At 71.6% G+C, this 14,865-nt stretch carries 10 protein-coding genes; 2 read left to right on the forward strand and 8 right to left on the reverse strand.

The window, feature by feature from the left end; all coding sequences use genetic code 11:
* From VS93_RS14110 to VS93_RS14120, 3 genes are all read right to left on the reverse strand, one after another.
* A partial coding sequence (locus tag VS93_RS14110) for a hypothetical protein (protein ID WP_156184836.1) occupies positions 1-1,443 on the reverse strand: 1,443 nt, incomplete at its 3' end.
* Between the two features lie 64 nt (positions 1,444-1,507).
* The gene (locus VS93_RS14115) at positions 1,508-2,149 is read right to left on the reverse strand and encodes a SanA/YdcF family protein (RefSeq protein WP_046470400.1); all 642 of its coding nucleotides are present in this window, start codon (positions 2,147-2,149) and stop codon (positions 1,508-1,510) included.
* A gap of 98 nt (positions 2,150-2,247) precedes the next feature.
* The gene (locus VS93_RS14120) at positions 2,248-4,272 is read right to left on the reverse strand and encodes a tetratricopeptide repeat protein (protein WP_046470401.1); all 2,025 of its coding nucleotides are present in this window, start codon (positions 4,270-4,272) and stop codon (positions 2,248-2,250) included.
* A 21-nt stretch (positions 4,273-4,293) separates the two neighbouring features.
* On the opposite strand from VS93_RS14120, the gene VS93_RS14125 reads away from it, so the two are divergent.
* A complete protein-coding gene (locus tag VS93_RS14125) occupies positions 4,294-4,671 on the forward strand; it encodes a hypothetical protein (RefSeq protein ID WP_156184837.1) in 378 nt (125 codons plus the stop codon).
* 277 nt (positions 4,672-4,948) lie between these two features.
* Here the strand turns inward: VS93_RS14125 and VS93_RS14130 are convergent, their stop codons facing one another.
* The 3 genes from VS93_RS14130 to VS93_RS14140 all read right to left on the reverse strand — a co-directional run bounded on the left by VS93_RS14130 (position 4,949) and on the right by VS93_RS14140 (position 10,086).
* Complete coding sequence (locus VS93_RS14130) at positions 4,949-5,305, reverse strand: hypothetical protein (RefSeq protein ID WP_156184838.1); 357 nt, start codon at positions 5,303-5,305, stop codon at positions 4,949-4,951.
* 378 nt (positions 5,306-5,683) lie between these two features.
* A complete protein-coding gene (locus VS93_RS14135) occupies positions 5,684-8,938 on the reverse strand; it encodes a P-loop NTPase family protein (RefSeq protein ID WP_046470404.1) in 3,255 nt (1,084 codons plus the stop codon).
* A gap of 227 nt (positions 8,939-9,165) precedes the next feature.
* Positions 9,166-10,086: an NADP-dependent oxidoreductase gene (locus VS93_RS14140; protein WP_046470438.1), complete on the reverse strand. Its 921-nt coding sequence runs from the start codon at positions 10,084-10,086 to the stop codon at positions 9,166-9,168.
* Between the two features lie 292 nt (positions 10,087-10,378).
* Between VS93_RS14140 and VS93_RS14145 the strand changes: the two genes are divergently transcribed.
* The gene (locus VS93_RS14145) at positions 10,379-12,592 is read left to right on the forward strand and encodes a UvrD-helicase domain-containing protein (RefSeq protein WP_046470405.1); all 2,214 of its coding nucleotides are present in this window, start codon (positions 10,379-10,381) and stop codon (positions 12,590-12,592) included.
* A 24-nt stretch (positions 12,593-12,616) separates the two neighbouring features.
* On the opposite strand, the gene VS93_RS14150 is transcribed toward VS93_RS14145, so the two are convergent.
* Entirely contained in the window at positions 12,617-13,246 is a 630-nt protein-coding gene (locus VS93_RS14150) for a hypothetical protein (RefSeq protein ID WP_156184839.1), read from the reverse strand.
* A 364-nt stretch (positions 13,247-13,610) separates the two neighbouring features.
* Positions 13,611-14,858 carry an MAB_1171c family putative transporter gene (locus tag VS93_RS14155; RefSeq protein WP_046470407.1) on the reverse strand — a complete coding sequence of 416 codons (1,248 nt, stop codon included), beginning with the start codon at positions 14,856-14,858 and terminating at the stop codon, positions 13,611-13,613.
* Positions 14,859-14,865: the final 7 nt, after the last annotated feature.

Genomic DNA, 14,865 nt, shown 5'->3' on the forward strand with positions numbered 1-14,865 from the left:
CGCGGCGCTCGGAGCCTCCGGCCCGCCCTCGTCGGCGTCCTCGTCCTCGTCGTCGTCCGTGGCGCCGACGAGGGCGTGGAAGCCGCCGCGGTCCGACGGCAGCTTCCACGCCGCAAGCGTGTCGGCGACCCCGCGGTCCTCCCACGCGGCCTCGGAAAGCTCGGCGATCGCCCACAGGACCTTCAGGGTGTCCTCGTCGAAGTCGGCGGACTCGTAGTCGGTGTGGTCGCGGTACTCACCGCGGGGGCCGAGGACCATTTCCAGGGCGGCGCCGAGGACGGTCGTGCGCGAGTCGCCCTCAGCGCCCGAGAGCACCTGCGGCAGCATGTCGACACGGACCCCGCGGGTCGCCGCTCCCCCGCGCCCCAGGGCGAGGAAACCGAGCTGCTCCGGTGTCCTCTGCCCGCAGTGAGGCCACGAGTCGCCGAACAGGCCGTCGTAGCCGACCCTGCTCCGGCCGCTCCGCAGGACGCGGCGCACGCATTCCCGGGGGACCTTCTCGCCGTGGATCACGGCCAGGGCGACCGCCGCGGTGAACGTGTTGTACAGGTGGCCCGCGGCCATCTGGTGGGCCAGCGCCACCGTCACGGTGGCGTCCTCCGGAGAGGCCAGCATGCCCAGCGCGAACAGCTCGGCGGACAACGGGTCGTCGCCCACGCTGTTCCCGCCCGCCAGGTCCTTGGGGACGAGCAGCGAGGAGGCCCGGGTGATCGCCGGGACGAGGGTGTCGGCCTCCTCGGGGAAGAACGCGAGAACGTAGCAGGCCCACTCGGCGGCGCCGTCGACGCTCCGCCGGTTCGCCGCGCCTTCGAGCAGCCCCCGCAGCTCGGTCACGCGCTCACGGACCGCGTCGTAGACCGCCAGTTCGGCCTCGAGGAGAGCGGGGCCATTGTCCTGCGCGAGGATGTCCAGGCGGTTGGCCATACTCCGGTACTGCTGTTCGTCGGAGGCTTCGCTCAGCCACGTCCCGTACTGTTCGCGCACCGCCCGCACCTCCGTGCCGACCACCCACGCCACCTCGTCGCGCCAGAGGGCGAGGTCGCGGCGGCGGGGCAGCCGGGCCGCCGGATCAGGGACGACGAGCTCCAGCAGCAGGCTGAGCGGGCGCCACCGGGCCGCCGGCGAGGTCTCCGGGGCGCAGGCGATCGTGACCAGGAACTTCGCTATCTCCGGAGCGGCGAGGTAGCCGGAGGTGGGGAAACGGACGATGTCGTAGAGGGCGGAGAGGCTCTGGACGGGATCGTTCCCGCTCGCGGCCCCGCCGTCGGCGAGGTCCCGGAGCAGGGCGGGGATCTCCTTGCCTCCGTCGGGTGCGAGTGCGTCCCAGTCGACCTCCTCGACCTGGTCGATCCCTGGTCCGCCGCCGTCTTCGCCCCGCACGGCCGCGCCCGGGGTGTGTCTGCCTTCTCCGTTCGGGGCGCCCATGCCCTCATCACCATCCATGGTCGACCATTATCCCTGCTTCGCGGGGGCGTGCGGCACTCCGCACAGGTGGGGCGCGGGAACGCTACGACAGCGCCGAGCGCAGCTCGTCTGCGGGCGGATCGGTACGGGTCGGCGCGGGCCGCGCCACGGCGTCGCGCAGCGCCTTGGTGTTGGCGCCGAACTCCCGAAGGTAGCCGTACACGGTGGAGCGCGACCGCCCGTTGAGGCTGGGGTCGCCCACGCCGACGGCGTCCACCCCCGCCGCCCGGCACAGCGCCACCGTCCTGGGCAGGTGGAAGGACTGGGTGACGACGATCGCCCGGTCAGCGCCGAACACGTCGCGCGCCCGCACGCAGGTGTCCCACGTGCGGTAACCGTGCGGGTCGGCCACGATGGCCTCCTCCGGCACCTCCAGTTCGACGAGGCGCCGGGCCATGGTGTCGGTCTCGAAGCCGGACTCGGGCCGGTTGTCACCGGAGACCAGGAGCGCCCGCACCCGGCCGGAGTGGTAGAGCCGCGCGGCCAGTTGCAGCCGGCGCGCCAGGAGCGGCGACGGCCCGGACGGCCAGGCAGCGGCGCCGAGCACGATCGCGACCGGGCGCCGCGGCACGGAGTCCGCGTTGAACCGGTGGCCCGCGCTGGCGAGGTAGACCCACCCGGTCGGGACCAGGGCCAGCAGCGTCCCCAGCCCGAAAACGGCCACCGCCCAGACTCCCGGTTGCATCCGCGTCTCCCGTCTCCCCTGCTGTGACCGCTGTACCACACCTTAGGACGCGCGGGCGGGTCCCGATCCCGCCGCGCAGGGCCCGGGCGGGAGGGTGATCAGCTGATCGGCCAGAACTCCTGGACTTCGGCGTGCTCCTGCTTCTCACCCTCGGTGAAGGCGCGGCGCAGCGCGGCCGCCTCACGGGCGAGCCGGTCCTCACCGTGCCGCTGGGCGAGGGATTCGGCGTGGTTCAGCGGGGCGTAGATCTCGTCCCGGGCCGCGCTGGCCGCCCGCGCGATCCGGGCCAGCAGGAGCTGGGTGTGGACCTGGCCGGCGTGGTCGGGGGTCTGGGCGTAGGCGGTGAAGGCCTTCGTGGCGTGCTCGCGTGCCGCCTCGATCGGCCTGCGGACCTTTGGGGTGGAGACACCGAGACCAAGCCGTACCGGCAACCCGGCCACGAGGCTCTGCCGTCCGGCTTCGCTGCGTGTCGTGGCCGCGAGCAGCTCCTCGGCGATGATGCGGTGGGCGCGGGCCCGCCACAGCTTGTCGGGCAGTTGGGCGAACCCTTCGGTGGCCCGGTCGAGCGTGCGCGCTCCCGCGGAGTAGTGGCCGTCCCTGATCTGGATACGTCCCAGCGTCAGCCGGGTCCAGTGCACCCCCCACATGTCGCCCATGCGCTCCAGCAGCCCGATCGCCTCCTCCAGCATGGCCGCCCTGCTGCGGTAGGACCAGGAGCGCCGGAGCGCCCGCACGCGGCGCCAGGCGGCCACGCCGGACGCCTGCGAGTCGTCGCTCTGCGCTCTCGCGGCGGCCAGCGCCCGGTACTGCTCCTCCAGGGAGCCGCTGTGCAGCGCTCCCATGGCCCGCAGGCACCGGGCCACGTACCACTGCCTGTCCCCCTGCTCGGCGCGCTCGCGCACCTCCCGCAGCAGGATCCAGGCGTCGAGGTCGCGCCCGCGCCGGGCCAGCACCTCGGCGAGCAGGACCCGGCTGTACTCGCGCTGATCGGTGTCGCCCTCGTCGCCGAAGGCGTCACGGGCCTGCTCCAGCAGGCGCTGCGCTTCGGCGTAGTCGCCGACGTGCGTGTCGACCTCGGCGAGGTTGCACCGGGTGCGCGCCCGCCACCAGTCCTGCCCGTGCTCGGCGAAGACCCCCTCGGCGGCCGCGAGTTCCCTCCTGGCGTCGTCGAGATCGCCCTTGCGCTGCAGGTTGACCCCTAGGGCACGGCGGGCCCGGGCCAGCCATCGGGGGTGGGCCCCTTGCTGGTCGAACTCGGCCTGGGCGGCCTCGGCCAGGCCGACACCGCGGTCGTAGTCGCCGCAGCTGCCGGCGTACTCGGACTCGTCCAGCAGCGCCATCGCGACCGCGTGCCGGTCGCCTTGAGCCTCGGCCAGTTCGCGCTGGGCACGGACCGCCTCGCCCCACTCCTCCCAGTGGGTGCGCACCACCAGGCACACGGCCGCGAACGCCCGCGCCAGGCGGCGCCCCAGCTCGAGGTGGCCGCCCATCCCCGCCAGCCAGACGCAGCCGAGCAGGAACTCGCGCTCGCGCTCCAGCCATGCCTGCGGCATGTCCGGCTCCGTCAGCCGCAATTTCGCGACCAGCTCAGAGGGCACCGCGGAGGTGCGGTCGAACCCGTCCCCGGTGTGGCTGAGCGCCTTGGCGACCTGCTCGGCCAGCCAGGTGTAGGCGCCGATCAGGCGCTCCCGGGCGGCGCGTGTGGGCTCCGGGCCCCAGGCGTCGGCCTCCGCCTCGGACAGGTCGAAGTCGGCGGGCTGGCGCGCGCGCAGCGTGTCGGCCGCGAGCTGGTGCAACTGGTAGCGGTACCTGCCGTCGTCGCCGAGCCCCAGCGGCTCCAGCAGTAGCCGCGCCCGCAGGTCCCTGATGGTCTCCAGTGCCTCCCTGCAGGGGAGATCCAGCAGGGCCGCGGCGGAGAAGTCGGCGATCCGGTCCATACCGGTAACGGCCATGCGCCGCAGCAGCAACCGGCCCCGGGGGCCGCACTGCTGGAACGCGGCCGTGAAGGAGGAGCGGAACCCCTGCGGGGAGTGCACCAGCGGGGTGGCGTCGGCGCGCTGCAGTGTCTCCAGCAGTTCCCGGGCGTCGGCCCCCGACGGCGAGGCCAGCCGTTTGCCGCACATGCCGATGGCGATGGGCAGACCGTGGCAGTGCTCGACGATCCGCCGGCGCAGCCACTCTCCTGGTCGCGCTCCTCCGGAGGCCCGGTGACCGGGGCGAGCCGGTCCAGCAGTTCCAGTCCCACCTCGTCGGGGAAGCCGGAGAGTTCCACCGACTCCCAGTCGAACTCGGCGTCGAGGAACGAGCGCCTGCTGGTCACCAGGACCGCGCTCATCGCGCTGTTCGGGATCAGCGCCGCGATCTGCTCCGGATCCGCCGCGTTCTCCAGCACCAGCAGCAGCCGCCTGCCATCGGTCAACCGCCGCCATGCCTTCTCCAGCTCCCGGCGCGGCCCCCGGGGGGTGTCGCCGACCGAGTCCAGCACCTCCTCGAGGAGGCCGCGCACCCTGCGCGGAGCATAGGGCCCGGGCCGGGCACCGGACTCACCGGCCGGCTCCGGTTCCGTGGCCGCGGTCCCGGCTTCGGAGCCCCAGCGCGGGAACCGCGGGAAGACGCCCCACCGCGACGGGCGACCCCCATCCGGCGTTCTGCCTTCCTCCAGATCCGGGTCGGTCGTGTCGTAGGCCTTCTTGTGCCCGGACAGGTCCATCCACCGGACGCCGTCGGGGAAGCGGCCGGAGAACTCGCGGGCGACCCGGTTGGCGAACTGGCTCTTGCCGGTACCCGGCGCACCGGTGATCACGATGACCAGCGCCGGATGCCCCCCGCTGTCATCCCCCGCGAGCTGGGGTGCAGCAGCCGGCGCCAACCGGTGCGGGGGAAGCGGTCGAACAGCCGGCGCATCCGGACCTGTTCGTCGCCGTAGCCGACGAAGTGCTCAAGCGGCGGAAGCAGGTCGTTGCCCGGCTTTTCGCGGGGCCACAGCGGCCTGTTTCCGCGCCGGAGCCGCGTCATCAGCTCGGGATAGACGATCGCCGCTATGGCCTGGCCGAACGCGCCGATCGCGGTCATCCACACCAGTACGGTACGCGGAAGATCGTCCCCCAGCAGGTCCGGGCTGGTCTGCAGCCAGACGCAGATGGAGGTGAAGGCCACCGCCCCGCCCCACAACACCGTTGGAAACCGGCCCGTTTCGGGGGACCTCCGCTGTCCGCCTCCGAGTGCCTCACCGTCCGGCCGCTCCGGTGCCATCCGACGCTCGCTCCCCACTGTTGTCAAAGCCCCCCACACCCACCTTTGTGCGGAGGCCCCCGGGCCGCCCGGCCCTTCGCCAATGTTTGGGGATCTTTGGCCGACGTGTCCACTCGTCACCCGGAAAATACCGGGAGCGGCCCGGTTCCCGGCATTACGGGGCTTCCCGCGGACCGGGTTCCGCGACTCGGGCCCGCCCGCCGCCCGGCCCGGTTTTCGCAGCGCACCGGGGCGCGAGCGGGGATCCCCGACCGTCCGCTCCCCTGAAAGCGATCCGGACTGTTACTCGGGACCTGCATTATTGTGCAGGTCGCGCCACACCTCTTCATCGTTGGCGATAGGCCACAGCCGGGCCACGTCCCCGGGGTGCTCGACGAAGAAGCTCCGCGACCACCGCCGCGCCTCCTCGGCCAGTCCCACCTCCCCGTGCCACTCTGCCACGGACTCGGCCTCGTTCAGGTGCCTTTCGACCTCGCCCTCGTCCGCTTTGCTGGCCCACAGGATCCGGGCCAGCAGGGTCTGCGCGCGCACCCGGCCGACGTGGTTCTCCAGCTCCCGATAGGTGGTGAACGCCTCCTCGGCGTGCTGGCGGACCTCGGTCATCTGTTCGCGCGCCCCGGACGGAACGGTCAGGATCCCCCTGGCGAGGTTTCTCGCCATCAGCGCCTCGAACAGCTCGGCGGCCATGATGCGCTGGGTGCGGGCCCTGCGCCAACGGCTGCCCAGTTTCTCGAACCCCTCCACGGCCGAGGCGAACACCAGGGCGGCCTCATCGATGCGGCGCACCTTGAGGAGGACCCGGCCGAGCGTGAGCCTCGTCTGGTGCACACTCCTCATGTCGCCCATCTCCTCGAACATCCCGATCGCCCTCTCCAGTAGCGCGATCCTCGCCCACCGCGACCAGTCCCCCGTCGCGGCGGCCCCGCGCCGCCACCGGGAGGAGCGCGCCCGGTTGAACTCCTTCTCGGGATGTGCCGCGTATTCCCCCAGCAACCGCTCGGCGTCCTCCCGGAGCCGCCGGCGGTACTCCGCCCGGACGGCGTGGCGCACCGGCTCCTCGGACGGCGCCCCCTTCGACCTCGCCTCCCTGGCGAAGTGGCTCTCGGCCCTGTTCCGCAGCTCGAACCGGCGATCCTTGTTGAAAACCAGGTCGCAGTGTTCGTACTGCCTGTCGAGTTCCGTGTCGTCCAGCGCCCCCATGACCCGCAGGCACCGCGCCTTGTGCCACAGCCGGCCGTCCTCGTCGAAACGCGCGTACATCTCCCGCAGCATCAGCCAGGCCTGCAGCTGGTACCCGCCCGCGTCCAGCGCCTCGGCCAGCAGCACCCGGGTCAGATCACGGTTCTCGACGTCCCCCGCAGCGGCGAACGTCCGCCACACCTCGCGCAGTAGGCGCTCGGCGGTCTCCTGCGGACCGATGTGGATGCGGATCTCCGCCGCGGCGATCTGGGTGCGCGCCCACCACCACCGCTCCCCGTGCTCCGTGAACACTTTCCCGGCGTAGTGGAGCTCGCGCAGCGCAGTGTCAAGATGGCCCTGCCCGTGCAGATTGACACCGAGCGCGCGGCGGGCGCGCGCGTGCCAGCGCGGAGCCGCGCCACGCCGTTCGAAGACGTAGCGCGCCCATCGCGCGTACTTCGCCCCGAGGTCGTAGTTGCCCCGGCTGGCGCAGAGTTCGGCGTTGTCCAGCATCGCCCTAGCCAGCGCGTGCGGGTTGCGGTCGGCCTCGGCCAGGTGCGCCTGCACCTCGACCGCCTTCTCCCAGGCGAGCCAGTGCGAGCGCACCGACTGGCACATCGCCGAATACGCTCGTGCCAGGCGCAGCCCCAGCGGGTAGTGCCCCTCCTCCAGCGCGATGTAGCAGCAGCCCAGCAGCATGTCGTGCTCCCGGGCCAGCCATACCCGCGGCTGCTCCGGCACCATGGGCTCCAGTCCCGCGACCAGGCCCGGTGGGACTGTGTCCCGCTCGGACTCGATCTCCGGGCCGTGCAGGCGCCGCAGCGCCTGCTCGACCATCCAGGTGTGGGTGGCGAGCAGCCGTTCCAGGGCTTTGGGGGCCTCGTCCACGACCCATTTTTCCGCTTCGGCCTCCGGCAGCCCGAAGTCCTCCGGCCCCAGTTCGAGCAGGGCCTCTCCCAGTGGCTGCAGTAGCTCGTGGCGCAGGAGGCCGTCCGCGTCCTGCCCCAGTGGACGCAGCAGGAACACCTCGGCGAGTTTCTCGATGGTCCGCCGGGCCCGCGACCGGGTGGTGTCCAGCAGAGCCGCCGCCGCGTAGTCGGTGACCTCGTCCATGCCCGTCTGGACCATACGGCGCAGCAGCAGCCGCTCTTCGGCGCCGCAGTACTGCAGGTGCACCGTGAGATGCGTGCGGAACCCGTCGCCGTGGACCAGAGGGGTTTCGAGGTTGCGCAGTTTGTCCAGCAGCTCCTGTGTTCCCGAGGGGCCGGCCAGGCGCTGGGCGCACTGGCGCAGCATCAGCGGCAGCCTGTAGCAGTGGCCGACGATCTTCCTGCGGAGGCCGTCCTCGTGCCGCCGCCGCTCGGGGGGACCGGCGACCGGCGCGATCTCCCCCAGCAGTTTCATTCCGTCCTCGTCGCTCAGTCCTTCGAGATGGACGCCGTGGAACCTGAACCGGGCTTCGGTGAACGCCCGCCGGCTGGTCACGATGACCGCGCTCATCCCGGTACTCGGCAGCAGCCGCCGGACCTGCTCCGGGTCCTCGGCGTTCTCCAGGACCAGCAGCAGGCGCCTGTCGTGGGTCAGGTTGTGCCACACCTGCTCCAGCCGCCACTCCTGGCCCGGTGTCACAAGGGAGGCGTCCCCGAACTGGTCGAGCAGCTCCCGCAGCAGATCCGGCACCGTTCGCGGGGCGATCGAACCGAGGCGCGGGCCGCCGACGAGGTCGGGGCCCTCCGGCTCCACCCGCCTCCCCGTGGCCGTAAGGAACACCAGGTCCAGCACCCGCCATCCGAGGGACCGCCTCTTCTGGTCGGCCCGGTCCCCGCACAGGTCCATCTCGTACACGCCGTCGGGGAACCGGTCTTCGGCGTCCCGGGCGACCCGGTTGGCCAGTTCGCTCTTGCCCACCGCCGGCGCACCGGTGATCACGATGACCTGCGGCGCACCGCTGGTCCGGCGGTCCGAAACCCAGGAGGGCGGATGTATCGCCCTGCGCCACCCGGTGTGCGGAAAGTCGGCGAGCAGGCGGTGCATCCGGGCACGCTCCTCGGTGTAGCCGACGAAGTGCCCGGCCGACGGCCGCAGCCTGAACACCCGCTGCCGGGGCGCGGGCTTCCGCGGCTTCGGCAACCGCCTGACCACGTCGGGGAGCACCTCAGGGATCACCTTCGCGAGGGCGGCGCCCAGGGCCGCGAGGAAGCCGGCCCACACCGCCGCACGGGACACGCCTTCCAGCACACCCTGCAGCCAAATGGCGAACGCGAGGAGCAGCACCAGCGCGCCGACGATCACGGTCCACAGCAGGAAACCGGGATTCCCGTGCGCTCTGCCGCGCCCTTCCGGCCGACTCCGGGTCATTCTGGTCTCCCGCCTCCGCTCTTCCCGAGTCCCGGCGCACGATCAGCCCGGCGCGCCGCGCCCTATGGTTCGCATCTCGGGAGGCCATGTCCACCCGTCCCCGGAAATCCAGGAGGTTCTCTCCGGTTTTCCCGGGATTCGCCGGGTTCACCGGGTCCGGCGGACCTGCCCGGCCCCATGCGAAGCGGCCCGGCGGAACGCTTCCGCCGGGCCGCTCTCCGGGCCGATCAGGCGACCTCGAGGACGATCTTTCCCCGGGTGTGGCCCTCGGCACTGCTGCGCTGCGCGTCGGCGGCCTTCTCCAGCGGGAAGACCTCGGCCACATCGACGGTGAGCCGGCCCGCCTCGGCGAGCTCGACCAGTGCGGCCAGGTCCGCCGCGTCCGGCCGCACGAACACGTAGGACCCCCCGACCTCGGCGACCTCGCCATCGGCGACCGAGGCGATGCGGTGGCCGGGCACACCGAGCTCCCTGGTGGCCCTCAGCGCATCGCCGCCGACGGTGTCAAGCGCGGCCGTCACCGGCCCGAGTTCGCGCACCCGCTCGGCCAGCCCCTCGCCGTAGCTGACGGGTTCGGCGCCGAGGGAACGCAGGTAGTCGTGGTTGCGCTCGGAGGCGGTGCCGATGACCCGCGCACCGGCGTCCCGCGCGAGCTGTACCGCGAGGGAGCCGACACCGCCCGCTGCCGCATGGATCAGAACGGTGTCCTCGCCGGTGATGCGCAGAGTGCGCATAAGTGCCTGGTAGGCGGTGAGCCCGGCGAGCGGCAGCCCCGCAGCCTGCGCCCAGGTGTAGTTGCGTGGCTTGCGCGCGAGAGTGCGTACCGGTGCGGCCAGCTTCTCCGCGTAGCTCCCGTGGCGCAGGACGTCCTGCCGCGCGTACCCGATGACCTCGTCGCCGGGCTCGAACTCAGGCACCGACACCCCGGTGCGCTCGACCACTCCCGCGACATCCCAGCCCGGGATCACCGGGAAGACCGAGTCGATCACGGCGTCCAGGTAGCCTTCCCGCAGTTTCCAGTCGACGGGGTTGACCGCGGCGGACCTCACCTGGAGCAGCACGGAGTCGGGGCCGACCTTCGGCTCCTCGGCCTCCGCCACTTCCAGCACTTCGGGTCCCCCGTACCGCCGATACACGATCGCTTTCACAGCGCTTCCCTTCTCCGGTTGAGACGACTCGGATCCGACGAACAGCAACATCGGCGGCCCACTGTCGATTCCACGGTTCCCGTCGGCGGAGGTCTCCGCGGCTCTCTCGGCTCCCTTGCGCGCGTCCTCGCCCGGTTCCCCTTACATCACCGCACAAGAATAAATAGTGCGAGATCGGCCGGTTCCGGTCGTTTTGTCGTTACCATCGGTTACAACAGCAGGGGAAAGGCAGCTTAAAAGACGTGAACGTGCGGGCGCCGGACGTCACGTGAGCCCGCTACGGAGGAGGCTCATGCCCCAGCTGGCCATCGATGCGACGTGTCTTGCGCAATACGAGAAACTCGACCAGCCCACCCGTGAACGCCTGAAGGCCGCGACCCGCAAGTTCCGCGAACTCCCACTGGACGCCCTGCTTTCCCATCCTGACCTGCGGATCCGGTCACTGCCCTCAGGCCAGGACCCGCGCGTGCGCACCTTCCGGATCAGCGATACCTGGACCGGGGTGATGCTGGCCCCCGAGTCAGGCGAGACCTTCCTGCTGGTGCACCTGCTTCCGCGGGAAAGCGCCGAGGAGTGGGCCGGCGACCAGCGCCACGACGTCAACTCGGTCATGGGCACGTTGGAGCGCCGCGACGCCACCGCTCTGGAGAAGGCCGAAGAGAAGGCGGGGCCGGAGGAGCCTTTCCAGGAGAACGCGGACGACGACGCCCCGGAGCCCGGCGGCGGGAACCCCCCGCACGATCCCGCCCCCTCCGCCGCACTGTTCGACCACGTGAGCACCCACGATCTGCGGCGGTTGGGGATCGACCCGGAGATCCTGCGGTTCGGCCGGTCCCTGAGCAGCCCGCGCGAGCTCCACGACTGGGGGCCGGCCCTGCCGCAGGACCAGTACGAGGTGCTCACGGCCCTCGCCGAGGGCCACTCCGTGGAGCGCGTGCTGAAAGAGGTCGTCGCGCCCCGGCGGCCCGCTATCGGGGCCGTCGCCGGCGACGACTACGACACCGCCATCCGGCACACCCGCGAGCGCGTCATCGTGGTCAACGACGACCGCGAGACCGAGGACGTCCTGGCCGGGGAGTTCAACGCCTGGCGCATCTACCTGCACCCCAAGCAGCGCGACCTCGCCTACCGGCCGCGCTTCAACGGTCCGGCCAAGGTCTCGGGCGGCCCGGGCACCGGTAAGACCGTTGTCGCGCTGCACCGGGTGAAGCACCTGGCCGAGCACCTGCCGCTGAACGGCCGGATCCTGCTCACCAGCTTCACCAACGCGCTGGTGGAGTCGCTCAAGCGAAACCTGGCACTCCTGATGCCGGCTGAGCTGGTGGAGGACGTCGACGTGGTCACCGCCGACAAGCTCGCGCTGGACGTGGTGCGCGAGGAGCGGCCCGACATCCGGCTGCGCCTGGACACCCGCGGCTTCTTCGCGCACTACAGCCGCCGCCACGAGCTGCCGTGGCCCACCGACTTCCTGTTCTCCGAGTACCGGCATGTGGTCATGGCGCAGGGGATCAGTGTCCTGGACGGCTACCTCGACCCCGACGCCCGGCGCGGCCGCAGCACCCCGCTCACGGTGGACGAGCGCCGAACGATCTGGCACGCCATCAGCGACGCCCGGGCCATGATGCGCCAGAGCAAGCAACTGCCGGCCGAGGAGGTGCACATCGAGGCCGCCCGGATCCTCGACGGGCGCGCAGAGAAGCCCTACACCAACATCGTCGTGGACGAGGCCCAGGACCTGCACCCGGCCCAGTGGCGGACCCTGCGCGCGGCCGTCGCCCCGGGGCTCAACGACATGTTCATCGCCGGGGACAACCGGCAGCGGATCTACGACAGCACGGTTTCCTTCCGGCGGCTCGGCATCGGGGTCGTCGGCCGCTCGTATCCGCTGCGTGTCAACTACCGCACCACAAAGGAGATCCTCGACTGGTCCGACGGCATCATGCGCGGGCAGCGGATCGACGAGCTGGGCGAGGCGGTCCCGGAACCGGAGGGCTCCCTGCGCTCCGTGCTGAGCGGCCCGTATCCCGAACTGCACGGCGCGGACGACGAACCCGCCGAGCTGGACGCACTGGCCGAGCGGGTCCGCGGCTGGCTCGCCGAAGGCATCGCGCCGGGGGACATCTGCATCACGGCCCGCACCAACCGGCTCCGCGACTCCGTGGCCGCGCACCTGCGCGCACGCTCCCTCCCCGCTTTGATCTTCAACCCGCGCGAGCACGCGGTCACCGAAACGGTCCACGGGGTCCGCGTCACCACCATGCACGGAGTCAAGGGCCTGGAGTTCCGCGCCGTGGCCGTCTTCGGCGCCACGGCCGACGCCCTTCCGCAGCTCGACCACGTGACCAGCACCGAGCTGGACGAGAACCAGCACCGGGCCGACATCGACGCCCAGCGGTCCCTGCTGTACGTGGCCTGCACGCGGGCCAGGGAGTCCCTCTACGTGAGCTGGCACGGCGAACCGAGCCCGTTCCTGCCGGAGGTGGGGGAGTCAGGCCCTCCGGAGTGAGCGGGGGCCGTCCCGGGGGCCGGCTCAGGGGTCGAGTACCACCGGATCGCTGCCCGCGCCGGAGGCCAGTTCGACCTCGGCGAGGCTCTCCTGCGGCGGGATCGCGAAGATGGCCTCGGTCGTCGCCGAAGCTCCCGGGACGAGGGTGTCCCCCCGGACGTAGTCGCCGGCCACCGCGGACTCCGCCCCGGTGTCGTTGACGTACATCTGCCCGCTGGAACCGGTGGCGACCTGCTCGTACCCCTCCCAGGCGGCGGGAGCGCCGGACGTGTTGGTGATCTCGATGCTGAAAACGGCGTAGTCCATGTCGTCGGGGGCGCTCTTGCGGAGCCCGTGCCCACCGTTGACCGTGCCGTCGCCGTCGATGTAGGCCTCCTCGACGCGGATACCGAAGGCGCCGTCATCGCCGGAGAGGCCGTTGAACTCGGAGATGTCGACGCCGCGCTGCCCCGGCCTGCCGGGAACCGCCGGCGCCCGGTCCTCCCGCTCGGCCCGCGCCTCCGGCGGCGCCCCTTCCGGTTCCAACGCGGGACCGTCCGCTGACCGGAACTCCGGCACCGCGAACCACGCGGTGGCGACGGAGAGCAGTGGAAGGGCCGGCAATGCGAGAAGCACGGCCCCCACCACCAGGATGACGAGGTGCGATCTCTTCATTTCCCACATCTGCTCGGGTTGAGGCCGACACCGTGTCTCCTCCGCCCCTGTCCGGTCTTTCCGGGCCGGAACCGGGACACGGCGGCGGCACACGCCCACCTGTCATTACCCTAGGTAATCAGACTAGGTCAGAAGCTTTAGACCGGCAAAAGGCTGCGCTTTCGGGCGTACTATCGGGCAGCCCTTGCCGCTGCACATGGGACGAGCACCTTCTCCACTTGAGCGGCACAACGGACAGGAGTCCTCCCGTTAGGGCCGAGACAGGCTCGCGGGAGGCGCGGCGACCGGCCACGCTCGGTCCCACCGGTTGAGCAGAAGGCCGCCCACGGCTTCCGGTTTCCGGTAGCGGATCTCGGTCGGGTCTTCACAGCTCCGGAAGGGCCCGGTTTCCACGGGATTGGCGGGTTGTGCGCTGTTCAGCGAGGGCGGTCTCGACCATGGGCGAGCGGAACGCGCGGGCGAGGTGCAGCCACCAGGTGAGCTCGTCGACGCCGGCGCCGTCTCGGGGGGCCTCCTCGCAGGAGCTGTGCCGCTCCGCCGCGGTGTCGGAGGCGCGGGCCCCGTCCCCCCAGGCGCGTGCGGCGGCTTTGAGCTGGGCCGCTTCGATGACGGTGCTGATCTGGTGTTCGGTCAGACCGGCCTGCCGCCCCGCCCGTTGGGCCGCCGCGGCGACCGCGGGGTCGAACAGGGGCGCCAGCATCCAACGCCAGTCGCTGAGCTCCATCATCATGCGGCGCACCCGATGGTGGGGGTTCAGCCGTTTACCGGGGGCCACGAAGACCACCTCGGGGGCGACGGGACGCAACGCGCGGTGGAGCGACCACAGGGCCGGCAGGACACGCCACCGGCGTGCCCACAGGCGCACGGCCGGCCACCGCGGGCCCCAGACGGGAACCACCAGCGCCGCGGCCAGCAGGGCGCCCACCGCTATCCCGGCGGGGAGCGTGAGCCACCTGGCCAGGGGGTTCAGAGCGTGCACACCGAACCAGTTCGCGCACACTGCCGCAAGCTGCAGGAGGGCGTAGGCGTTGCCGATGAGGGGGACGGTCCCGTACAGGCGCAGGCCGCAGCGCAGCCACGGCAGGTTCGAGTCCTCGGCTCTGGCCCAACTGAAGCACCAGTACGCCAGAATCGTGCCCCCGACCAGCAGCGATACCAGCCAGATCCCCACGAACGCGGCGACCGTCGGCTGAGTGGCGTAGTAGACGGGGAAGTCGAACGGGCGCTCCTCCGGCACGGAGGAGAGGCCGAACAGCACGACCATGGCGGCGAGGGTCAGAGCGTAGGCCGTGAGGATCCAGCGTATGGGCGGCCAGGCTCTTTCGGTCGGATAGCGCCACAGCAGCGCCAGCGTCAGGTACGCCGCCGCCACCGCTGAGCTGAAGCAGAGATTCAGCAGCACCGCGAAGTTGGGTATTCCGGTCACCCGGCCGGCCCAACTCTGGCTCGCCGGCGCGGAGAACCACATGATGACGACGAGGAGGAAGAGCACGGTACACAGCGCCCACAGCCTGGGGTCGCCCCACCGGGCCCGCAGATGGCGAAGCTTGTAGACCAGCACCGCGACCAGCACGGCGGCGCAGACCGCGAAAACGATGTCGCGGCTTGTCACGGGCCGC

The sequence above is a fragment of the Allosalinactinospora lopnorensis genome, assembly GCF_000981225.1.
GTDB classification, from domain to species: domain Bacteria; phylum Actinomycetota; class Actinomycetes; order Streptosporangiales; family Streptosporangiaceae; genus Allosalinactinospora; species Allosalinactinospora lopnorensis.

Coding starts and splice junctions, on each gene's coding strand:
- VS93_RS14115 (WP_046470400.1), bottom strand. CDS start 2,149: ATGCAACCGGGAGTCTGGGCGGTGGCCGTTTTCGGGCTGGGGACGCTG.
- VS93_RS14120 (WP_046470401.1), bottom strand. CDS start 4,272: ATGTGCGGCAAACGGCTGGCCTCGCCGTCGGGGGCCGACGCCCGGGAA.
- VS93_RS14135 (WP_046470404.1), bottom strand. CDS start 8,938: ATGACCCGGAGTCGGCCGGAAGGGCGCGGCAGAGCGCACGGGAATCCC.
- VS93_RS14145 (WP_046470405.1), top strand. CDS start 10,379: ATGCCCCAGCTGGCCATCGATGCGACGTGTCTTGCGCAATACGAGAAA.
- VS93_RS14150 (WP_156184839.1), bottom strand. CDS start 13,246: ATGAAGAGATCGCACCTCGTCATCCTGGTGGTGGGGGCCGTGCTTCTC.